Origin of the sequence: Mesorhizobium sp. M6A.T.Ce.TU.016.01.1.1 (assembly GCF_003997065.1) — a bacterium.
Lineage (GTDB): Bacteria > Pseudomonadota > Alphaproteobacteria > Rhizobiales > Rhizobiaceae > Mesorhizobium > Mesorhizobium mediterraneum.
Window position 1 is genome coordinate 347093 of record NZ_RZTJ01000002.1, and the last position, 21940, is coordinate 369032.

At 60.4% G+C, this 21940-nt stretch carries 22 protein-coding genes; 12 read left to right on the plus strand and 10 right to left on the minus strand.

What is annotated here, in order from left to right:
* Window positions 1-76: 76 nt before the first annotated feature.
* Both EOC94_RS04985 and EOC94_RS04990 read left to right on the plus strand, forming a co-directional pair.
* Entirely contained in the window at window positions 77-373 is a 297-nt protein-coding gene (locus EOC94_RS04985; RefSeq protein WP_185928163.1) for a hypothetical protein, read from the plus strand.
* 90 nt (window positions 374-463) lie between these two features.
* Entirely contained in the window at window positions 464-3010 is a 2547-nt protein-coding gene (locus EOC94_RS04990) for an NAD-dependent epimerase/dehydratase family protein (protein WP_127288915.1), read from the plus strand.
* A gap of 244 nt (window positions 3011-3254) precedes the next feature.
* Here EOC94_RS04990 and EOC94_RS04995 read toward each other — a convergent pair whose 3' ends face one another.
* Complete coding sequence (locus EOC94_RS04995) at window positions 3255-3509, minus strand: DUF982 domain-containing protein (RefSeq protein ID WP_127288917.1); 255 nt, start codon at window positions 3507-3509, stop codon at window positions 3255-3257.
* A gap of 378 nt (window positions 3510-3887) precedes the next feature.
* On the opposite strand from EOC94_RS04995, the gene EOC94_RS05000 reads away from it, so the two are divergent.
* The gene (locus EOC94_RS05000) at window positions 3888-4412 is read left to right on the plus strand and encodes a metallophosphoesterase (protein ID WP_127288919.1); all 525 of its coding nucleotides are present in this window, start codon (window positions 3888-3890) and stop codon (window positions 4410-4412) included.
* Between the two features lie 27 nt (window positions 4413-4439).
* Here the strand turns inward: EOC94_RS05000 and EOC94_RS05005 are convergent, their stop codons facing one another.
* Window positions 4440-5465 (minus strand): MBL fold metallo-hydrolase, encoded by a 1026-nt coding sequence (locus EOC94_RS05005; protein ID WP_210212060.1) that lies wholly within the window; start codon window positions 5463-5465, stop codon window positions 4440-4442.
* Window positions 5466-5719: 254 nt separating this feature from the next.
* Here EOC94_RS05005 and EOC94_RS05010 point away from each other — a divergent pair, with 254 nt between their 5' ends.
* The 6 genes from EOC94_RS05010 (at window position 5720) to EOC94_RS05035 (ending at window position 9661) form a co-directional block, all read left to right on the plus strand.
* Window positions 5720-6874 (plus strand): DUF3182 family protein, encoded by a 1155-nt coding sequence (locus EOC94_RS05010; protein WP_281032962.1) that lies wholly within the window; start codon window positions 5720-5722, stop codon window positions 6872-6874.
* 99 nt (window positions 6875-6973) lie between these two features.
* Entirely contained in the window at window positions 6974-7345 is a 372-nt protein-coding gene (locus EOC94_RS05015; protein WP_158302615.1) for an STAS/SEC14 domain-containing protein, read from the plus strand.
* Between the two features lie 40 nt (window positions 7346-7385).
* Window positions 7386-7607, plus strand: a complete 222-nt coding sequence (locus tag EOC94_RS05020) for a hypothetical protein (RefSeq protein WP_095486377.1) — start codon at window positions 7386-7388, stop codon at window positions 7605-7607.
* Between the two features lie 315 nt (window positions 7608-7922).
* The gene (locus EOC94_RS05025) at window positions 7923-8141 is read left to right on the plus strand and encodes a hypothetical protein (protein ID WP_095486378.1); all 219 of its coding nucleotides are present in this window, start codon (window positions 7923-7925) and stop codon (window positions 8139-8141) included.
* Window positions 8142-8336: 195 nt separating this feature from the next.
* A complete protein-coding gene (locus tag EOC94_RS05030; RefSeq protein ID WP_127288925.1) occupies window positions 8337-8864 on the plus strand; it encodes a ferritin-like domain-containing protein in 528 nt (175 codons plus the stop codon).
* A gap of 206 nt (window positions 8865-9070) precedes the next feature.
* Entirely contained in the window at window positions 9071-9661 is a 591-nt protein-coding gene (locus EOC94_RS05035) for a LysE family translocator (RefSeq protein WP_127289205.1), read from the plus strand.
* A gap of 85 nt (window positions 9662-9746) precedes the next feature.
* Here the strand turns inward: EOC94_RS05035 and EOC94_RS05040 are convergent, their stop codons facing one another.
* Window positions 9747-10061 carry a hypothetical protein gene (locus EOC94_RS05040; protein WP_095486380.1) on the minus strand — a complete coding sequence of 105 codons (315 nt, stop codon included), beginning with the start codon at window positions 10059-10061 and terminating at the stop codon, window positions 9747-9749.
* Window positions 10062-10388: 327 nt separating this feature from the next.
* Here EOC94_RS05040 and EOC94_RS05045 point away from each other — a divergent pair, with 327 nt between their 5' ends.
* A complete protein-coding gene (locus EOC94_RS05045; RefSeq protein WP_127288927.1) occupies window positions 10389-11687 on the plus strand; it encodes an Nramp family divalent metal transporter in 1299 nt (432 codons plus the stop codon).
* Window positions 11688-12083: 396 nt separating this feature from the next.
* Entirely contained in the window at window positions 12084-12578 is a 495-nt protein-coding gene (locus EOC94_RS05050; RefSeq protein ID WP_127288929.1) for a hypothetical protein, read from the plus strand.
* A gap of 88 nt (window positions 12579-12666) precedes the next feature.
* Here the strand turns inward: EOC94_RS05050 and EOC94_RS05055 are convergent, their stop codons facing one another.
* The gene (locus tag EOC94_RS05055) at window positions 12667-14778 is read right to left on the minus strand and encodes a catalase (protein ID WP_127288931.1); all 2112 of its coding nucleotides are present in this window, start codon (window positions 14776-14778) and stop codon (window positions 12667-12669) included.
* 352 nt (window positions 14779-15130) lie between these two features.
* Here EOC94_RS05055 and EOC94_RS05060 point away from each other — a divergent pair, with 352 nt between their 5' ends.
* Complete coding sequence (locus tag EOC94_RS05060; RefSeq protein ID WP_126103038.1) at window positions 15131-15694, plus strand: sigma-70 family RNA polymerase sigma factor; 564 nt, start codon at window positions 15131-15133, stop codon at window positions 15692-15694.
* 682 nt (window positions 15695-16376) lie between these two features.
* On the opposite strand, the gene EOC94_RS05070 is transcribed toward EOC94_RS05060, so the two are convergent.
* Genes EOC94_RS05070 through EOC94_RS05095 form a run of 6 tightly spaced genes read right to left on the minus strand, consistent with a single transcriptional unit; the run spans window position 16377 to window position 21938 of the window.
* Window positions 16377-17333, minus strand: coding sequence for a class I SAM-dependent methyltransferase (locus EOC94_RS05070; RefSeq protein ID WP_126103036.1), 957 nt, complete (start codon window positions 17331-17333; stop codon window positions 16377-16379).
* On the minus strand, window positions 17330-18319 hold the full coding sequence (locus tag EOC94_RS05075; protein ID WP_126103035.1) for a GNAT family N-acetyltransferase: 990 nt from the start codon (window positions 18317-18319) through the stop codon (window positions 17330-17332). Before EOC94_RS05075 ends, EOC94_RS05070 begins: the two co-directional genes overlap by 4 nt.
* Before the next feature lie 9 nt (window positions 18320-18328).
* A complete protein-coding gene (locus tag EOC94_RS05080; protein WP_127288933.1) occupies window positions 18329-19393 on the minus strand; it encodes a glycosyltransferase in 1065 nt (354 codons plus the stop codon).
* Window positions 19390-20244, minus strand: coding sequence for a PIG-L family deacetylase (locus EOC94_RS05085; protein WP_185928165.1), 855 nt, complete (start codon window positions 20242-20244; stop codon window positions 19390-19392). Before EOC94_RS05085 ends, EOC94_RS05080 begins: the two co-directional genes overlap by 4 nt.
* A 7-nt stretch (window positions 20245-20251) precedes the next feature.
* On the minus strand, window positions 20252-21184 hold the full coding sequence (locus EOC94_RS05090; protein ID WP_127288937.1) for a beta-xylosidase: 933 nt from the start codon (window positions 21182-21184) through the stop codon (window positions 20252-20254).
* The gene (locus EOC94_RS05095) at window positions 21177-21938 is read right to left on the minus strand and encodes a TIGR04290 family methyltransferase (RefSeq protein ID WP_095486389.1); all 762 of its coding nucleotides are present in this window, start codon (window positions 21936-21938) and stop codon (window positions 21177-21179) included. The genes EOC94_RS05090 and EOC94_RS05095 overlap by 8 nt, the downstream gene beginning before the upstream one ends.
* Window positions 21939-21940: the final 2 nt, after the last annotated feature.

Genomic DNA, 21940 nt, shown 5'->3' on the forward strand with positions numbered 1-21940 from the left:
TGGGCGAGCCGACGAGCTAAATTCCGGAACAAGGGCGCGATTTTGCCGTTTGGCCTGAAACTGGAAGCGATCCCACATGTCCGAGTTGACGAATGAAGAGATCGAGGGGCGGCTGAATGCCCAGCGGGAGACTTTGTCGCTAGTCGTCGCGCTGCTTGCCGGCCCCGACGCCACTTCCGAGCGAATATGGGCAGAACTGGAGGCCCGTTTTCAATTCCAGAATAATCAGGAAGACCCCGGCGCCTTGCCAAGCAGTGCATTCGCCATTGAGAGCGCGATGATGCGGGAGTTCAAGCTGATCGCCGAAGAAGCGCGGGCACGCAAGGCGGAATGGAACGACACGGACAAGCCACCCATAAGAGGGGCTAGCTGAAATCGCGAGCCCAGCGAGTGCGATGCTGCACCATGGCCAAAGCGCATCGGGCCATCGGGTCTTGTTTAAAACACGAAACGGGCCTGACCTATGGCAAATGACGGCACGACCCTTCCGACGGTTCTTATCACCGGTAGCAGCGGCTTCCTCGGGCAGGCGATTGCGCGAGGCTTGATTGACCGCTACCGCATCATCGGCCTCGACGTAGCAATGCCGAAACATCCCCCCGCCAACATGGAAACGATCGAGATCGATCTCACCTCCGATGAGGGCGTGAGCAGGGCTGTGGAGGCGGCACGAGAGCGCAGCGGCGGTCGCATCGCGTCAGTCATTCATCTTGCTGCCTATTACGACACGACCGGCAAGGACAATCCGAAATATGATGCCGTCACCGTGCAGGGCACGCGCCGGCTCCTGAATGCGCTGACGGCGATCAAGACCGAGCAGTTCGTGTTTTCCAGCACGCTTCTCGTTCATGCGCCAAGTCCGGGGAAGGGCACGAAAATAAATGAAGACTCGCCGCTTGACCCGGCCTGGGCCTACCCCCAATCGAAAGCCGAAACCGAGGCGCTGATCTCGAGGGAGCGCGGCGAAATCAAGACGGTGATCCTGCGGCTCGCCGGCGTCTATGACGAAGACTGCCGGGCGGCCTTCATTGCCCAGCAGATCGCTCGCATATTCGAGCGCTTGCCGACCGCGTATTTGTTCGCCGGCGATATCACCGCCGGCCAGCCCTATCTGCATAAGGACGATCTCGTCGATGCGGTGGTGCGCACCGTCGACCGGCGCGCCGAACTTCCAGTCGAGACCGTGCTTCTGATCGGCGAAGAAGACACACCCTCATACGAGGAGATGCAGAAGCGCATCGGCCGGCTCATCCATGGCGAGGACTGGCGAACCTTGGCGCTGCCGAAGGAGCTGACGAAGCTGGGCGCCTGGTTGCAGACGGAGGTGCTCGATCAGGACACCGACATCAAGCCGTGGATGATCGAGAACTCGGACGATCACTACGAGATCGATATCTCGCGGGCCGAGGCTCTGCTGGGTTGGGCACCACGACACAGCCTGCTGGACACACTGCCGGAGATGATCCGGCGGCTGAAACAGGACCCAACGGATTGGTACGCGGCCAACAAGCTCAATCCGCCCGTTGTCGCGGCTTCGGATCCCGAGATCGAGCAGGCCGAAAGGCGCCTCAAGGGACCGCTCGAACGAAGCAAGGAAGACGTCGAAGTGGCCACAAAACGGCATCGGTTCAGAACGCTCTGGGCGCCGATGACCAACGCTGCGCTCGGACTGTGGCTGGTCACGTCGCCGATGACGGTTGGCCTGTTCGATCCCGTCGCAGCCGCAATACCTCCCGCTCTGGGACATGCTATTGCGGAGCCCGAATTCCGCAACGCCGGTCTCGGTGTTAGCGAAATCGTTTCCGGCCTGCTCGTGACGGTCTTTGCGTTGCTGGGCATGCTCCAACGCTGGCGCTGGGTGCAGTGGATCACGGCGTCGCTCGGTCTTTGGGTGATGCTTGCGCCGTTGCTGTTCTGGACGACCAGCCCTGCCGCCTATGCTATCGACACGCTTGTCGGCATGCTGATCGTCGCCTTTGCGGTGATGATCCCGCCGACCCCAGGCATCAGCCGCCGCGCGCTGGCGGCCGACGACGACCGCCCGCTGGGCTGGACCTATTCGCCATCCACCTTCACGCAGCGGATTCCCATCGTGGCGCTGGCCTTCGTCGGCCTATTCGTTTCGCGTTATCTCGCCGCCTACCAGATGGGCCACATAGATGGGCTATGGGATCCGTTCTTCGGCCCCGGCGGCGCACCGGTGCGCAACGGCAGCGAAGCGGTGGTGACGTCATGGGTCTCGCAAGGTTTTCCAATAGCCGATGCCGGGCTCGGCGCCTTCGCCTATAGCCTCGATATTCTCGCTGGCGCGATCGGCGACCGCCGGCGCTGGCGCACCATGCCGTGGATGGTGCTCCTCTTCGGCTTGCTGATCGTTCCGCTCGGCGTGGTCAGCGTCTCCTTCATCATCATCCAGCCACCGCTGATTGGTGCGCTGTGCACGCTCTGCATCCTCCAGGCCGCCGTCACGGTGGTGCTGATCCCCTACTCGATCGATGAGGTGCTGGCTACCATCCAGTATCTCTGGGGCGCCACGAGGGCGGGCGAGCCGTTCTGGCGTACCTTCTGGATGGGCGGACCAGCGCTGTCGGAGAACCAGACGCCTGACACCGACCTAGACCGTCCAGCTTCCGCGTTGCTGAAGGAATTTGTCACCGGCGGCGTGAACTTCCCGTGGACGCTGGTCGCGAGCACACTGCTCGGCGCCTTGCTGATGACGACGCCGTTGATCTTTGGCACGCAACCGCCGCTCTATTTCAGCGATCACGTCGTCGGCTGTCTCATTGTCATGGTCGCAGTCACGGCCATGGCCGAAGTCGTCCGGCCGGTGCGCTTCCTCAATGTAGTGCTTGGTGCATGGATCGCGGTGTCACCCTTCGTGTTTGCCGGCGGTGGAACTACCGCGATCGCGGCGGACGTTGTGATCGGCGTGGCGCTGATCGTGCTCAGCCTGCCGCGCGGCACGCGCAGCGACCAACATTATGGCGGTTGGGATCGAGCGATTGTCTGAGCAACTCGAATTCAGCACCTGGCGATCTTGGCCGATATCGTCACGGGTCCAGGGACCAGGTCCGTCACGACGAGGCTTTGACCCCGAGTTCTCGCGATACGGTGGAGCACGAACTGAACAGACAGAAACAATCGGGTTCGGAGACACCTCGCGACGAGGCGAAGCGCGCGCGTGACGATCTGCAGAAGCAGATCAAGGAGGAGATCGAGTTGCCTGAACGAGGCTCTGCCCTGACGGCGCCGGTCTAGATTTGTTCGCCGAGCAGGATCCTCGCATCCTTGGCCGCGATGATGAACGCCTGGCGCGCGACCCTTGGCGGCTTTTCGCCGCGGATGACAGCAAGGCAGGCTTCGATTGCAGCGAGCCGTGTCTTGGAGGTTGGCGCCGGCCAATCTCTCAGCAGCACTTCAGCTGCATCGGATACCGACACAACAACCCTGTCCCGATCGATCCGGCCAGGTTGAACGACTATCGGCTTTCTGAAACGTCTCGTACGCACGACACTCTCCAAAGCAAGGATATGTTAGCCGCGTCTGATTTTTTTCGCCACCTTCAAATGTTAAATGCTGCCGGGCTTGCCACTACCCTGTCCATGCTAGGTTTTGCGATCTCACCCACCTCGCGCAGTTGGCGTAAATGCAAGGTGACGCCACGAGGGTTCTGCCTCAGCCACTCCGCCCTGACTCTTCTTCGTTCAAATTCTGCTGGAGGCAAATTCTGCTGAGGATTGTCCGCTTGATGGAAGCTGCCGGCCTCTGCCAGCACAAGCAGAGCTGGCCAGAGCGCGATGGCGCGCTATCTCAACCCGCTCGACTGGCTCGACGACTGCACGCCGAGGCTCGTTGGTCGATATCGTCCGCAAAGGCTGTGAACGACTATGATCTATTTCACGGCCGACACACATTTCAGCGATCCCCGCATCCTGCGTATCGATCGTCGCCCGTTCGGCTCGCTGGCAGAACACGATAGAACGCTGATTTCGCTCTGGAACGAAACCGTCGGCCTGGACGACGAGATTTGGCATCTCGGCGACTTCGCGAGGGGATCGGCCGAATTCGTTTCGTCGCTGCTGTCGTCTCTTCATGGCCGGAAGCATTTGATTATCGGCAACAACGATGGCGCAGCGACCATTGGCGCCGCAGGTTGGGCCAGCACGCAACATTATAAGGAGCTGACGATAGACGGCAGGTTGCTGATCCTTTGCCACTATCCTTTTCGCACCTGGAATCAGATCGGCAAGAAATCGATCGATCTGCATGGCCATTCCCACGGCAAATTGACCCCGGTTACACGCCAGTACGACGCAGGCGTCGACAGCTGGGATTTTCGACCGGTCACCCTTCCCGTCATCCTTGCCCGCAGACGTCGGCGAACGGCCCGCAGCGGTATTCGACGCAAGTGATCAAAAACGCGGATCATCCTGCTGTTGTTACATGTCGGTATTCATTCCTGGTTGAGAGGCGTTTCCGGCGGCTAGATTTGCCGCGAACTCCGCATGGAGTTCATCTTCGTGTCCGAGATAGCGGGGCGAAAAGTGCATCGGCACGGCATGCTCAACACCCGCAAGCCGCGCGATAATGCCGGCTTCGGCCGCCGTGAGGTGCCGCTTCGCGGCAGCCAACTCGCGATCTTCCTGCAGGAAGCCCGCCTCGATAAACAACTGGCTCGCGCCATGCGCAAGCGCAACGACACGCGCAAGATTCGCCTCGTTGAATGCGAGATCGGTCGCATAGACAATCCTCTGTCCGGGACCGGTTCTAAGGGCTCCGGCACCGAGGAGTTCGCCGACCGAGATATTCCGATCCGCGGTTGGGGCGAGCGTCGTTTCGGGATCAGCGCCGCGCCGGACCGCACGCTTGGCTTCGTTCAACCAAGGTCCGACAGGCAAACCAAGTGCTTCCAGCTGCGGTTTTTGCACATTGACCCGGATCTTTTCCTGAAACGCGAATGCAAGGCATGGAACGCCGTGGTCGAGCATTGCTGCTTCGACACGGAAGTCGGGATCATCGAGCAGGATATTTCCCTCAGCTGGGGCTGAAGCCGTGTCCTGCCGTGCGAAGCCCGATCGCGCCCGAAAGAGGCGGGAATGGCGAAATCCGGCCGGCGCCCAGTCGCAGGCCGCTATCATGAAGTCGTGGGACTGTTCGTCGAGGAGATTCCACGTGTATCCGTTGAGCTTGGCTTGCACGGCCTCGGTCAACCCAGGCGGGCCGAAGAAATGCACTGTTCTATTCCGGTATAGAAATAATCGCAGGAGCCGATCGAAGCCGGCGAAGTGATCCATGTGCATGTGTGATACGAATACGTGGCTGACGCGCAGGATTTCGCGCGGCGAAAGTGGCGACAGATCACCAATGTCGAAGAGCATCGCCCGGTTGCCGAATCTGAAATCCAGAAGAAGCCCCGCATCCGAGAAGGGATCGTTGACGAGGCGCGGCTGAACCAGCAACGTCACCGAATTCACCCGATACTGTTTTCGAATTTCGCCATTAGGCGCTCACCTTCAGACACGACCTGAACCTGAGGTCTATCCTCTCTAATCGTGCGCGCCGGTTAGCGGTTCCCATGGATACCGTTACGCGGAAGATGGCGCGGGCCGGCCAAGCCGGACTGAACGTTTCTGCCATCTTCTGCGTTGTCTCGGTTCGGAGCGAAGGAGCAGACCGCAACGCGGGCAACCCGCGGTCACAACGAGGTAGCACCAGAACGATGACCGAGCACAGAGGCACGCAGCCGAGTGAGGCAAAGGGGACGGTGATCGCATTCTCAGCGCCGGGCTGCGAGCCTCTCTACGCACACGAACGGGAAGCCATGGCTGCCGTTGCCCGCACGATTGCGAGCCTCAAGGGATTTGCCTTCCAGCAGGGTCTAGTCAACAGCAGCGGCAACGGCGAGGGCTTGTATTTCGTGCCGGACGACAGCTTGCTTGCCACTGATGCGGCACGGCTGGGTATCAACGGGCCGCAAGACCTCTTCGGCGGCGTGGTGCCTTGGCGCTTCGCAATGACCAAGGCCATAACCCATGAACTGGTGGACGGCTTGGCCAAGCGACCGAAAGAATGGTCAACCAGCTTCGGCAGAACTGTCAGCGCAGCAGTGTTGCCTGGTTACACCGTGTTTTCGCGTCACGATGCGCTGCGGGCCGCGGAACGTCTACTGCGGCTCGGGCTGGCCCGGCTTAAGCCGCCGCTTTCCTCGCGAGGCCAAGACCCGCACATTGTTCGGACCGTTGCTGACGTCGAGAGGCTGCTTGAGCGATACCGCTCCTCCGATTTGGACGAGTGCGGTCTGGTGCTCGAAGCGGACCTCCGTGACATCGTCACGCTGAGCGTTGGCAGAACGGAAATCGATGAAACCATGGTCGCCTATTACGGCACTCAAAGGACGACGATCGATAATGCGGGACAATCCGTTTATGGCGGATCCGATCTCATTGTAGTGCGCGGCGGATGGGAAGCTCTCGAAGACCTTCAGCTTCCTCGCGCACTAGTTTTGGCAACCGCGCAGGCGAGGACCTATGACGCGGCGATGGCTGACTATCCCCGATTTTTCGCCTCGCGGCGCAATTACGATATCGGCCAGGGCCTCGATTCGTCGGGTATCTGGCGATCCGGTGTGCTCGAAGCCAGCTGGCGCATTGGCGGCAGCAGTACTGCCGAGCTTGCGGCAATAAAAGTCATGAATCAGGACCCGGACATCCAACTCGTCCGCGCGTCCGCAGTTAAGGAGTTCGGCCATACCAGCCGGCTACCGGCAAACGCGGACGTTCACTTTCAAGGAGAAGATCCCGATGAGGGCCCCATCACGCGCTATACTGTCATCACGCAAGCGATCCGGGAGCCGGCCAATTGCGCCGGCTCATGAGTGTCAAACTAGATCGCAAAACGCTTAAATCAGGGAACATCCATGGGCGGCTTGAGTTGTTCGGGATAACCCGTGAAGCCAATTCGAAAGGAGGAAAAAGTGATCGAGGTTATTTCTGCTCCTGAGAATGTCGCCGCATTTCGCGTTGCCGGTACCGTGACCGCGCAGGATTACGACAAAGTCATCCCGGCCATCGAGGAGAAGCTGAGCGAACATGAGGAGATCGGCGTCCTGGCGGACCTTACGGATTTGGAGGACATGACGGGCGACGCTTTGCGCCGCGATCTGCAGTACGGCTTGAGCAAACTTGGCGAATTCCACCGCTTCCAGCGTGCCGCAGTGGTGTCCGAAAAACAGTGGATCAAGGCAGCTACGGAGATGACGGGCGCGCTTTTCCCGCAGATCGAGGCGAGGGTGTTCCCGAAGGACGAAAAGGCCCAGGCTCTGGAGTGGGTAGCAGGTGTCCAATAGCAGCATCTAGCTGATCTTCAGACCGCCTTAGGGAGTCGCCATGCCAACCACCTACAACAAGCGGCAGGATTCGGAAGGCCTGTGGGAAGTCTATGACGGCGAGAGCGAGGAAGCCGTCATAGTTGACGGCATGCCGCTTTCCGGGCTGGATGAAGTTGAAGCCAACGAAGCCATTAGAAGGCTCAAGCGGGGCGAACTGACGTCCGACAATATTCCCCCGACGGCTCAGTCCGGGTGGCCTCCGGCTAAAGACGGCATATAATGGGTTCAGGTGTCTTGATCCCTCCGTCGTCTTCGAACAGAGAGCGGACCGATTCAGTGTTGCAAAATCGCGAACCGCGTAAGCCGTTGTCCAGAACCGCACTGGCAGCAATCGCACTTATCTGCGCGCTAATTCTTGCTGCGTTTTTCATAGGCTTTGAATATTCGGCTCCTAATGCAGGCGCGCTCGTTATTCCCGGAGGATCGCAACAATCGCCGTAATGCCCCCATCGCTGTACGTTGCTTGCCGAGTTCGTCGGGCCAGCACGAGCGAGGTTGCAGGGACCACATTTCCAGTGCATTCTCGCCATCGTCCATGACCAAGCAGTATCTCAACCATCAGTTGGAGTGCCCTTATTGCCTGACAATAAGGCTGAGGATTCCGGCCGACGCCGGTCCTGACGACCGGATCTTTTGCGACGACTGTGGCGAGTTCCTGGGAACCTGGGACGATCTGCTTACCGATTTTGAGAGGCAGGGCGGGCAGGATGGGGTATTCCGTCTCGACAAGGGCCGCATCAGGCGGATCGATTGAGCCGCAAGCGAGGCAACCATCGCCTCGGCGGCCTCTGCTCACCAGCGTAACGCTTGCAGCGCCTGACCATGCGACGCGAGTCGCCGGAAAATTTCTGGCGATGCTGAATTGATGTGGAACTTGTTGCTGGCCGGTGGGGTTATCGGACGCCTTCACGTTTAGGAAGGCTAGCTCCAACCCCAGCGGGAGAAGACCATGGCCACTGCGAAGAAAGCCGCAAAAGCGACAACCAAGGGTCTTGAGGACCTGTTCCTCGACGGACTCAAAGATCTTTACTACGCCGAAAAGAAGATACTAAGGGCCCTGCCGAAAATGGCGAAAGGTGCCGAGTCGGAAAAGGTGACTGCTGCCTTCGAAAAACATCGCATGGAAACGGAAGGTCACGTCGACCGCCTCGAGGAAGTGTTCGAGAAATTCGGCAAGGCAGCACGCGGCAAGACCTGCCCGGCGATCGACGGCATCATTGAAGAGGGCTCCGAGATCCTCGAAGACTATGAAGGTGCTCCTGCGCTCGACGCCGGACTGGTCGCAGCGGCGCAAGCCGTCGAGCATTACGAGATCGCCCGGTACGGCACTCTGATCGCCTGGGCAGAACAGATGGGAAAGGCCGACGTTGCCGCCCTTCTCAAAGCGACGCTCAAGGAAGAGGTCGCAACGGACGAAGCGCTGACGGGTCTAGGCGAGGGGGGTGTCAACCAACGCGCTCTTCAAGCGGCCGCATAATTGCTTGTGCCACCGGGTTGCGGAGCCCCGGCAGGGATCGCCAGGGCTCCGCTCCGAAGAGGCGGGTATCGGGCTTGCCATCCGGAATTCTTGAACCGGCCTGACTGACCGTCAGTTGCAGGAAAGGCACTGCGCAGTTGTCAGGCGGAGAGAGCAGGATCATGGATCCCGTGTTGTGGATAGCTTTCCTGGGGACCGTAATCTCGATGCAGGCCCCGCCCGGCCCCGACAGCATGCTTGTGACAGCACGCGGAATTGCTCACGGACGAGGTACGGCGTTTTTCACGGTGCTGGGCATGACCGTCGGAGCGGGGCTTGTTCAATTGCCTCTCCTCGCGTTAGGCGTGTCTTCATTGGTTGGGGCGTCGCCCCTCGCATTCAGTCTGCTCCGATGGTCCGGCGCCGCTTACCTGTGTTGGCTCGGAATAAGCCTATTGCTCTCGTCAGCCACGGAAGTTGCCATCGAAGAGCATAGAAATCTTGGTCCGCTAGCGGCTGCACGAGAAGGAATGATCGCCAACCTCATAAATCCCTGGCCAATGATGTTCATGGTTGCGTTCCTGCCGCAATTCGTTGACCCGGCTCGAGGATCGGTGACGCTGCAATTGCTGTTGCTGGGTGGGACACAGAAAGTCACAGGTGTATTGGTGCTAGGCGCGTACGCGCTCGCGTCCGGTGCGGTTGGCGAGTGGATCCTGAAGCAGCCAAAGATACGGCTCTGGCAGCAGCGCATCGCCGGCTGTTTTATCATAGGCCTGGGCATTCGCATGGCCGTGAGTGGCGGAGCGACCCGTTAAACTAGCCGACCCCCGCGGCTATCGTATCCCTCTTGCCTTCACAGTCGCTAACCAAAAGGCGGGCGATTGCCCGCCTTCCCATGGTTCAGTTCTTCGACTCGCCGCCGAGCTTTTTGACATTGCTGCAGAATTCAGGGTGGGTGTTGGCGGCGTTGGGGTTTGCCATCTCCTCATCGCAGACTTTTGTCATTGCCATGCGGTCCTCGTCCGTCAGCGCTTTCCACGCCGTCGTGAACGCGTCGTCCGACCGCAGAGTCTTCATGCTGGAGTCCGTGTAGAACGGCTCCATCTTTGCAGGGTCATCCAAAGCAGACGTGCCTGTGTCGGCGCCTGCCGCGAGAGAAACGCCGCTTACCAAAGAAAGCGCCATCGCGCCTAAACAGATCATCTTGTAGTTCATGGCAAGACCCTTTCCGTTGTTTAAAGGTCGCTAATGCAACCGCCTGCTGGCAAACGGCGTGTTTCAGAAAAGGTTCCTATCCCACCTGCTGGCAGGCCGCCCGATCGGCGCTTTCTACAATCAGCGAGGCGTCCTGTGCATCCGGCTCTGCCCGCCACCATTAATGCGGCATGCCTGCCAACGGAACAAAGCGCCTGCTTGACTGTTCGATTCCAAACACGAGAGCCGTCCGATGATCGCCTGCTGCAGCTTGTTGCCATAGAGGATGATTAATCCGATGGATGTCTCCATTGGCCTCCACGTCACGCCAGCGGCAGTGCGTGCCCAATGAGCGAACTGGCTCGCAAGGACCCCGGCCGAAAAAAGCCGCGACGGGAGGGTAGCGGCATCGGCCGGGCCCTTGGGCTCGGGCTGATCACCGGCGCGGCCGACGACGACTGCTCGGCCATCGGAACCTACGCCAGCGCCGGGGCCAGGTTCGGTCCCGACCTGCTCTGGACCGCGCCACTTACCCTGCCGATGATGTACACTGTCGTGTATCTCTCATCGAAGCTGGGCCAGGTCTCCGGACGCGGGCTCTTCCAGGTCATTTCCGACTTTTACCCGCGATGGCTCTTGTGGTCGGTGTTGGTGGGCGTGCTGATCGGCAACACCATCGAGGCTGCCGCGGATCTCGGGGCGATGTCTGCGGCTCTCAATCTGTTCGTCCCGCTGCCGGTTCCGTTGATCGTGGTTGGCGTCGCCGCCATTATTTTCGCTCTGCAGGTTTTCGGCTCCTACAAACTGATCCGAAACGCCTTCCGGTGGCTGGCGCTGACGCTGCTTGCCTATGTGGTTTCCGCCGTCCTCGCGAAACCGGACGCATTGTCTGTTCTGTACGGCACCCTGATCCCAAAAATCGAGTTCAGCCGTGAGTACCTGTCCATCCTCGTTGCCATCATCGGCACGACGCTTTCGGCATATCTCTATACCTGGCAGTCCAACCAGGAGGTCGAGGAAGAGATTGCAGAGGGCAGGACGACTCTCAAAGAGCGGAAGGGAGCGACGGAAGGCGAACTTCGCCGGTCTCGCCGCGACATCTTGATCGGTATGACGTTTTCCAATTTGATCATGTATTTCATCATTCTTTCGACGGGATCAACCCTCTACGAGGCAGGTCAGACCCAGATTGAGACAGCCGCCCAGGCAGCCGAAGCGCTGCGGCCGCTTGCCGGTGATGCGGCAGGAATTGTCTTCGCAGCCGGCGTGATCGGCGTCGGCTTTCTGGCCGTTCCAGTCATGACGACCGGCGCCGCCTTTGATCTTGCGCAGGCGATGGGTTGGAAGCACGGCATGAACGACAAACCTCGCCAGGCTCCCAAATTCTACATCGCGACCGGAGTGATCACACTGTTGGCGGTGGGGCTCAATTTCATCGGCTTCAACCCGATGAAAGCCCTGGTCTGGTCCGGTATTGTGCAGGGTTTTTCTACTCCGCCTCTGCTGCTGCTGATCCTCATCATGACCAACAACCGCAAGATCATGGGCGACAAGGTGAACAGCCCCGTCACAAACGTCCTTGGCGGCGTGACGACATTGGCGATCTTTGCTGCGTCAGTCGGGCTAGTGGCGACCTGGTTCATCTAGCGATACGTCGGCTTCGCGCGATCGCTGAACGCAACGGCTGAAACAGATCGGCTGGGTGCAGCGGAACTCGCGCTGATCTCGCCCGTTGGCTTTTTTCAGTCGACATCCTTCGCACAGGAGCCCGCCAACCAGAGCAAGCGTCCGAACATCAACCGCCTATGTGGTGACGCCGCTACCCTAGATCTTTGTCATGTCGAAGTGAACGGCGTCGTCTCGCTACGAAGACCTGGGCGAAGGCCCGGCGATATTGTTCATCCATGGCTTCATGTTCGACCGCACGAAGTGTCTCGCTCGACAGGCGGCGGTTCGTTGAACGAGAGCGATGGATCGGAGCCGGTGAATGGAACATCTGCTGACAATCGCCGTTGATATGCTCATCAGGTGAAAGGGCTGCATATGTCAAAACTTCAGGCGGCAACTCCGGAGGATTTGCAACGGCTCAAGCTCGAGGCGTCGGCTTACTTTGGCCCGAGACTGCTCAAAGAAGCACTATTGCGCTTTTGCCAGGCTTGCGGAAGCGATAGCCTTGCCCGGTTCGAGAAGGCCATGGTCGATCAAATCGAGGCAACACACGAGGAGAGAGCCGATTTCGAGACAATGAAGGAATTTGCCATCGAACAACTTTACGCCTGCGTTCGAGAGGTCAAGTCTTCACCAGACATGAAACAGCCGCTGGAAGAAGCAGAATCCCGAAGGACACCTGGTCGGTCGCAAAAGCCGGAAACCTTGGAAGACCAGTTGCAGGCCGGCCTTGAGGATTCTTTCCCCGCAAGCGACCCGCCTGCCGTGGTGTCCACAGCGATCCCCGGCGGATCGAAGAAGCTGGTCGGGACTGATGAAGTCCTGAAAAAGCAGCGAGAGGAGGCGGCTAAGAATAACAGCCGCTCATAGACAGCCGGTCCTAGTGACGGATGCTTTCGCCCACTTGGTTCTACGGCTCCAGTCAAGCATGCGAACAGACGGCCAGCATGCACCGGCGTCAGAGCTTGACGGCCGCCTCCCGCGCCCACAGCCGCAACTTCCGGCAGGCTTGGACGAACTTCTCAGCCGTCTTGTTTGATTCCAGCCTTATCAGCCCTTCATCCGCATCCGCATCAACGCCTGCCTTGGCCAGCAGCGCCTCGGCTCCCGACGTGAAACCGATGAATTTGCAATGCGCGAACGCATCGGAAACGAAGTCCTTTGCGGCGGCTTCCATGGCCAGCAGTTCGGCGCCCGGCTCCGAGAGCATAAGCACGACCGCGTCGAACAGGACCGACGGACCGCCGTCGATCATGTGTCTCGCTTCGATCTGCGTGCCATCGGCCGCACTTACGCCGCCGACCTTTGCGGCGACGACCTCCATCACCGCGCCTTCCTTTTCGACCGCGGTTCGGAGTTGCTCGAACAGCGCAGCATCCACGCCGTCGCTGACCAGCACGCCGACCTTACGGCCTCCGAAGCTCTCCGGCCCGTTTTTGATGATGCTGAGCGCCGGCGAGGGCTCCAGGTCGTCTCGCGGCGGCACCGCAGCGTCCGCCGGACTTGGCATCTTTCGAATGCCAAGCTTGTCGGCAACGGTGGCCGCCAGCGCCTCGTCGATGTTGAGCAGATGGGAGACCATTCGCTCGCGGATTGCCGGTGTCTGGACCTTGCTCAATTCGAATGTCAAAGCCATGACGATGTGGCGTTGTTCCGGAGGCGTCTGGCTGTTGAAGAACAGCCGCGCTTGGCTGTAGTGGTCGGCGAAGCTTTCCGCCCGCAGCCGCACTTTCTGGCCCTGCTCGGCATCGGCAAAGGAACGATAGCCGCGCTGGGGATCCTCGCGCGGACCCATGCCCCACGAATTTGGCTCATAATTTGCACGGCCTACCGGATTGCGCATAGCCATGTGTCCGTCCTGCTGAAAATGAGCAAACGGGCACTTCGGTGCGTTGATTGGAAGGTGGGTAAAATTCGGGCTGCCGAGCCGCTTCAGCTGGGTATCGAGATAGGAAAAGTTGCGTCCCTGCAGCAGCGGGTCATTGGAAAAATCAATGCCGGGCGGCACGTTTTGCGTCATGAATGCCACCTGTTCGGTCTCGGCGAAGAAATTGTCGGGCATACGATCCAGGACCAATCGTCCTACCGGGATCGGCTTGAGGATTTCTTCGGGAATGATCTTGGTGGCGTCGAGGACGTCGAAGTCGAAGCTGTCCGCAAAATCCTGATCGAAGAGCTGCACGGTAAGTTCCCATTCCGGGAAGTTGCCGGAGTGGATCGCCTCCCACAGGTCGCGGCGATGAAAATCCGGATCGGCGCCATTGATCTTGACCGCTTCGTTCCAGACCACCGACTGCATGCCGAGTTTTGGTTTCCAGATGAATTTGACGAAGGTGGATTCGTCGTCGGCGTTGACGAAGCGGAAGGTGTGGACGCCGAAGCCCTGCATGAAGCGGAAGGAGCGCGGGATCGCACGATCCGACATGATCCACATGATCATGTGCATCGATTCCGGCATCAGGCTGATGAAATCCCAGAAATTGTCATGCGCGGTCTGGGCCTGCGGGAAGTCGCGGTCCGGTTCCTGCTTGGCGGCATGGATCAGATCGGGAAACTTGATCGCGTCCTGGATAAAGAAAACCGGGATGTTGTTGCCGACCAGATCCCAATTGCCTTCCTTGCTGTAAAGCTTTACGGCGAAACCGCGCACGTCGCGGGCCAGGTCGAACGAGCCCTTGTTGCCGGCGACTGTCGAGAAGCGCACGAAAACCGGCGTCTTTTCGCCAGCACGCTGGAAAATGTCGGCGCGCGTGTATTTGGCTAGCGATTCATAGGTTTCGAAATAGCCGTGTGCGCCGTAGCCGCGAGCATGAACGACCCGTTCGGGAATCCGCTCGTGATCGAAATGGAAAATCTTGTCACGAAAGTGGGAATCCTCGATCAGCGACGGGCCACGCTCGCCGATCTTCAGAGTGTTCTGATCGTCGGAGACAGGCGTTCCGAGCGCAGTGGTGAGGACAGGCGTCTCGCCTTCCGCCAGTTGGTGAAGCTCACCGCCGTTTCCCCGCTCGACATTCTGGTTGCGACCGTTTGCGGGCCGTCTTTCTGAACGCTGCCGGGACTGCGCCATGACTGTTGCTCCTCGATGAATGAAGGCCGGAACCACCGGCTCAGGGCGTCGAACTTCCGGCGCGCCGCTTTGTTCCCGCAAAAGGACTGGCGCCTTTGCTTGCGGAACAATGGCGAATTGACGTCGCTGTCTGTCCAATGGAGCGACCTTGGCCGTGTTCCGGGCGGGCGGCACTCACCCGCAACAGGAGTTCAGCCGCGCAGTTACGCGATGTGCGTCCGCGCAATCCGAGATTTTCTAGCGACTCATTTCGATGTCCGGAACGATCCAAACCTTCATGCATTTAGCTAGGTCTTTGTTCATCAACTCGTTCTTGCTGGGAGCTGGACCATTGTCCTCCAGGGGCTATGCCTTGGCCAACCAGGAAACGGATGAAGTTTCCATCGTTGACCTGATACCTGCCTTGCGAGCCTTCGCCCGCACCTTCTGCCGTGTTCCTGACGACGCCGATGACCTGGTCCAGGAGACGTTGACCAAAGGGCTCGCCAACATCGATAAATTCGAGCCTGGGACACGCATGAAGTCATGGCTCTTCACCATCATGCGCAATACCCACTACACGCGTGCCAAGGCCGCCGACCGGGAAAAACCCGGCCTGCTTGACTGTGCCTCTTTGATCCCGATTTCGGAAGCTACACAGGAGTGGTCCGTTCAGAGCAAGGAAGTCTATGGCGCGGTCCAGAAGCTGCCGGAACATCAGCGCGAGGTCCTGATGCTGATCGGGGTTCTTGGCGTCAGCTATGAAGAAACTGCCGAAATATGCGGTTGCGCGGTGGGGACGGTAAAGAGCCGCCTTAACCGAGCGCGCGCCGGCGTCCTGGAATACCTCGGCGAATGTTCGCTGCAGACGTTGGTGGAAAGACGCAATCACCTGTCCGAGGTACAAGGAAACTTGGCAGTCGACAGGCGTCGATAGCTAGTCCTCTTTCTTTGCCTTGCATCGACGCTTGTCGACAAGCGCGTTCTGCAATTGAACCGCAAGGTTGGTCAACCGGTCGGGGACCTTCTCCTGCTCGATGGCAGTCAGCAGAGATGCGATTTTCCGGTCTATTGCCAGCCGGAGTCGCGGGCTGATCGTATCGTCGCTCGAGCGAGACATCGTGTTCTCTTAACGAATTGGTCCCTTCACCAGTGTGGTGTCAGCAATCAGAGTTTGCAAGGATTCACGCGCCGTTCTCACAGTCAGCGCTGACCCTTGCACAGCATTGTTTCGAAGCCGCTGGTATCGTCAGGAAAGCCTGTGCCTTCCCTCCAATCTCCCCGGGCAATATTCCCGGGCGCGCTCGACAAATTCGACTCTCGCGACCTCAGCTGGTCGCCGGTCATAATCGCGTCTGCGATTGCAACATTCGGCCTTAGGCGAGCCGATCTGCGGCATGATACTGATCGGAGTTGATCCGATTGCCATCGAACCTGCGTTGCTCGGTGTGCTGCTTCTAGGCTCTGGTGGACGCAACCGCTTTCCTCGGCCTAGTCCTTGAGCAACCCGGTCATCGCGCCGTCGCCGGATCCTTTGTTCTGGCGGCCGAGGTGATGTCCCTTGCCGCCGTATGCCACCTAGTCCTCCTTAGGATTGTGGGCACTCACAGGCGCCTTTTCTATGTGACGCCCGAACAGTTATTGAGCCGTAATGTTCCCTCGGATGCAGCAAGAAGAAAGGCATTGCCATCCCACAGCCGGAACGGCTTCTCGCTGTCGACAACGACCTGCATGCCATGGGCTCCGGCGAGGCGGTGAACATCGGCACGATCCAGCGCCGGCGTTCCGCGGTAGGAGTAGTTCAGAAGTGCTGCCATGCCCGACGTCTTCAGAACACGCGCGATTTCCTTGAAATACCGCTCCGCCAAGCCGGCCAGCACCAGATAGGGGAAGCTGTCGACAGCCAGCACGCAATCGAAACTTGCATTGCCGAAATCGGCAAGATCGAGTCCGGAGGTCGGCCGCACTTCTACATTGCGCAGACTGGCACATCGCTGACGAGCGATCGAAATCATCTTTGAGGATATGTCGATGCCGACGATCCGGTGCGCCGCGCTGGAAAGCGCGCTTTCGAAACGCCCGATGCCACAACCAATGTCCAGTATGTCCCGGTGGGCGCCGGTGAAGCCTTGTGTTTCCAGCCACGCGACGATCTCGTCGGTAGTGGCGGTGAGCTTCTCCTCGTCTCCCAACGAAGACAGCTGAACGCTCGCCGCCAGGGAAATCGCCGCCGCCGCATCGAAGCCGGCGGCCAGCCGCCTGACGACAGCGGCATCCGTTTCCCATTCACTGCGTTCGTGGCGAACGGCCGCGCCTGTTTCGCGCAGCATGGCAAAGATGTCAGGCCTGCGACGAAGCAGCTCGGCGATCCGCTCCAGTCTGTCCCCGTTCCGCAGGTCGGCTGAACACATATCCAGCGCCACATCAGCGAGCTCCGCGGCATCGATCCCCGTCTCGAAGCGAAGCGCCAGCCTGGCAACGACGGCTTCGACGCAGGCGCCGTCGGCCATGCACTCCTCGATCACCATTCTTGCTGTCGACGCCTGTAAAGATGGTTTTCGTCCAGCTGTGCTCATTGAGCCATGCTCCGCGTCCAGACCTTTCGCGTCGTCCATTGGTCGACGGCACCCCAGCCATATTTGTAAGTCTCCTGGCCGCGCAGGAAATCGAACTCCCGCGCCCCTTCGCGGGCCGCCTCGGAAATCGCGTGACCGATCAGGATTGCGCCGGGACTTTCCTCGGCATAGGCCGGATCAAAACCGCCAAGGTAGGCGTACGCGCGGTGGCGATGGTGAAATCCATAGTAGGCGCCGACGACCGCGTCATCGATAGCGACAAGCCAGCATCGGACAAGACCCTGTGCGGCAAGCAGGGCAAGCGCCTGCCGGTGGAATTCTTCGGCAGCCGGATCGGCCAGCACGCCGTCACCATGCCCGGCCCAACGCGCGCCATGGAGGCGGATCAAGTGATCGAAGAATGCTTTGGGACTATCTTGCGCTGGCGTGAGGGAGACGCAGCCGCGCCTGCATGCGGCTCTATGCGCGCGGCGCAGCTGGCGTCTTCGCCGCGCAGGAACGCAGACCGCAAGCGCATCGTCACCAGCGATCGGGAGCACGGGACAAGCCGCATGATCGACGAGTTCACCCGCCTCCAGCGCAGGGTGTGTAATAGTGAGACCTGCAGCACCGGCCGGTAGGTCCGGTAAAATCCATTGCGACCAATTGATCGCGAGAGCCCGGTCGGCGATGACTGCGGCGACCGCCGCTTCGATGCCGGGGGAACACAGGACATCCAGATAGTCGCTCAACGAAATCCCGACCGGAAGCAGTCTCGGCCCGGAAGGTGTGTGTTCCAGGTAAAACGGCGCCAGTCCCACCAGATCGCCGCCACGCCAGACGGCGATCGTAGCCAGCTCTCCGGGCGCGAACGTGCGCCACCACGGCACGAGCCAGGCGGGGCATTGGAACGGCGTCGCCGTCCGGCTATGCGTCCAGAGCTCCCACCAACGCGGCGCCAGGGCCTCAAGGGCGGCCGGATCGTCGATGATCTCCGAGCGGAGCATGGAAGCCGCTCACTGCGCCGCCGCGAGGCGCCTGCGGCCGCCACCAAGCCCCGCCAGCGCATGGTAGGCGTCCATGTAAGACGAAATCATGAGGTCGAGCGAAAAGCGCCGCCGCGCCTCGGCCCGGCATGTCTCGGCATCCAGGCCGGATGATGCGACAATGGCCTCCGCCATCTCGTCGACGTCATTCACCAGAAAGCCCGTCTTGCCGTGTTCGACCACGTCCGGCAGCGCGCCGTTTGGAAAGGCGACGACCGGTGTGCCGCAGGCGAGGGCCTCCATCGCGACAAGCGAACTGGTTTCCGCGGCAAGGCTGGGAATGACCAGGCAACGGGCGGCGTTGAGAAAGCGCCGTTTGGAGGTGAAGCCGAGCGGACCGAGGAAGCGGCGGTGCTTGTCGAGGCGAGGCTGGACTTCGTCACGAAGGTACAGCGTATGCGTTTCATAGGGATAGACCTTGCCGCCGATGACCAGCGGCACGCCAGCCTGTTTGGCGGCGTCCAGCGCCAGATGGATGCCCTTTTCCGGGCAGATGCGGCTGAGCACCAACGCGAAGGTGCGCTTGGACTGCGGGCCGCTCAGCGCATCGATATCGACGCCGTTTGGAATGGGCGCAACCAGCCGGGCGCCTGGCGGTGCGGTTCTTTGTTGGGCCTCTGAGACGGCGTGAAGCCATAGATCGTTGCGCAGCGGGCGCAGAGCATCGGCCGGATACCAATCCAGCGGCAGGTGCAGGCTTACCAATGTCGGGCCATGGTCAGGCAGATAGGCATGAAAATCGATGCCGTGCAGATGGATCACGTCGATCGGCCAACGGGCACGTGCGGCTTCTATCGCGGTGCGATGGGAGCGCTGTGCCCTTTTTTTCGCCGCATCGTCGAGCACACCTGGTTCAGCCGGTGTCTCGATGAGGACGCCCGCCGCTTTGGAGCCCTGGCAACCGATCACGATAGAAATGTGCCCTGCGCGCGCGAGTGCCTGGTCGAGCATCGAGAGCACTTGCTCGGCACCGCCAACCGCATCCGGACCGACTGGCGCGAGAGGGTAGGCGACGTTCAGGACGGTGAGGGTCATGGCCGGTCGAGCCCAAGCTCCTCATGCGCAGCCGCCGCCGCGTGAAGCCAAACCGCCGGCTCGAAGCCGAGCGGCAGCGCCTCGTAATAGAGCTTGCCGTTGTTCGGCAGCGCCAGGAAATCATAAGCAGGCGCCACCCGGAAACGTTCGACGCGCGCCGTGAACGGCGCCAGCGTCCGTTGCTGGGTCCGATGGCAGGCCAGCATGCACTGCTTCCGTTCGAAAGCCGCTTCCGTAAGGTGCAGTTCGATGCACCCACTGCCGGGTCCGCTGTTGAAATCCTGAAGGACCGCGCCCTCAGGCCCGGCGCAATAGAATGCCATTTCGACGATGACCGGCGCCTGGCGTCCGTCGCGGCGCAGCAAATGGCAGGCCGCATGGACGGCAAAGGCGGTCGCGTCATGATCAGGGTGACCACCTTCATAAGGATGCGTGCAGACGAAGCTGACATCGCGATCGGCCAAAAGGCCGGTCAGCTCCCGTGCGAGCGAGCTAAGATTTCCGGCGGCTTGCTTGTCGGGATAACCGAGACTGATCAGGGCCGTCGACGGCAAACCCGCTGCCGCCACCGCCGTCTCCAACTCCCTATGGCGGGCCTTGGCGTAGTCCTGCCACGTCTCGAAACCGTATGCTCGCGCGTCATCAAGATCTCGCGGCGCACCGTCAGTGACATGAACGATGCGAGATCGGCGCAATCCGGCAAGATGCCCGCCGATGCCGATGGTCTCGTCGTCCGGATGCGCGACAACGATCATGATTTCAGCACCGTCCGATGAGTATGGTGCGGTACCTACTAGCAACAGGGCCGCGAATTCGGCAAGCGTTCCGGACCCGTCAGGTTGGTGTTGCATGACACACTCATGCTGCCGAAGCTCGCACGGACCTGACCGGCGAGACGGCCATGCCGGGAGCATAGCGACGGATCATCGTCGCACAAAACTCCGCGAACTCCTCCGGCACCAGCGGCGGACTGGTGTGATGCGGCATAACTCCGCGATGCTCTGGAGTGAAGCAGAAGGTGACGGTCACGTCGAAATCGGCCAGTGCTTCCATCTGCCGGTCGTACCAATCCAGCGCATTCGGCCTGAAACTGTCGGCCCAGGAAAGCCCGGTGCGCAGACTGGTGACGCCCAGCCGCTTCATCCAGGCGACGGCGTCGTCCAGCCGGGGATCTTCAAAATGGAACCACTGCGCCAGTCCCATGGCCGGGGCATAACGCAGGAATTCCTCGAGCGCTGGTTTGGGCGTACCGTCTTCGCGCAGCAGGCCCATGTAGAAGTGGCGATAGTAGGAGGAGCCTTCCGCTTCGCGGTGACGCGTCGTTGCCCCCCATTCGCGCGGAAGGTCGTAGAGGCTGTACCATTGTATGCGCGGCGCATTGCCGAGCAGCAGTTCGGCGGTCCGGCGCAAGCCCCAGCGCTGCACCTCCTCGGCACCGAAGCTCGACACACCGACTTCGCTGACCCATACGGGCAGATCGGTGACGGTCGAAATCTCGCCGATCTTCTGCGGCCATTCCTGAATCTGCCAAAGGTTCCAGTCGAGCGGGAAACCATGCACGCCGACGGCATCGACGTGATCGAGCACACCATACTGCTTCATGAGCGCCATGAAATCGGCATCGATCGGCGAAATGCCGCCGAGGATCTTGGTCACGGCGGGGGTTTCAGCTGCGATCGCATCGGCGGCCAGTATTGCCATATTGGCGAAGCGGCTCCAGTCGGGGTCGAGTTCGGGATCCCAATGGGACTTGTTGTTTGGTTCGTTCCAGATCATTGCAGCTTCAATCATGAAGTTGTCCTCTCGACGGGTAAACGGCGCCGCCGCCGGCCGGCTCACCGGCGGTGCGGCAGAAATAGACCTCCTGCTCCGGGTGCAGCACGATCTCGAAGCCGGCGCTGCGCAGCATCGCTTCGGTGCAGGCGCGATTGGGAATCCACCAGTTGGTCGGGTCGTCGGCATAGCGATGCTCGACGAAATGCAGCTTCGGAAACTCCGGTCGGTCGAACAGATCGTGGGTCCAGAAAGGATAATTCTCATCGAGTGCAGGCAGGTCGGCGCTGCCGCGCTGCATGGACTGGAAGATCATGAGGTCGCCGGCAACGTGCTCACGGATCAGATCGAGAGCGAGCAGGGGGTGGCGCAGGTGGTACAGCACGCCCATGAACAGGACGATGTCGAATTTCTCCCGCAGGACGCCCACCTCGTAGACCGACAGCTGCTGGAATTCGATGTCGCAGTCCGCGATTTCGGCGGCGAAGCGCGCCTGCGCCAGATAGGCTTCATCGAAATCGATGCCGAGGACACGGCGGGCGCCGCGGCGCTTCATCTCGATCGAGTAGAAGCCGGCGTTGCAGCCTATGTCGAGCACGGCCTTGCCGGACAGATCGGCAGGAATGGCGTCGGCGAACTTGCGCCATTTGATCAGCGGGTAGTTGCCGAGGAAATGGTCGGGGGCGGTTTCGACGCCCGCCAACTCCATGTTGTGGAACCAGGGGCCAAGGGCATCGATGCGGCGGCGGATTTCGGCGTTCGAATGCAGCATGG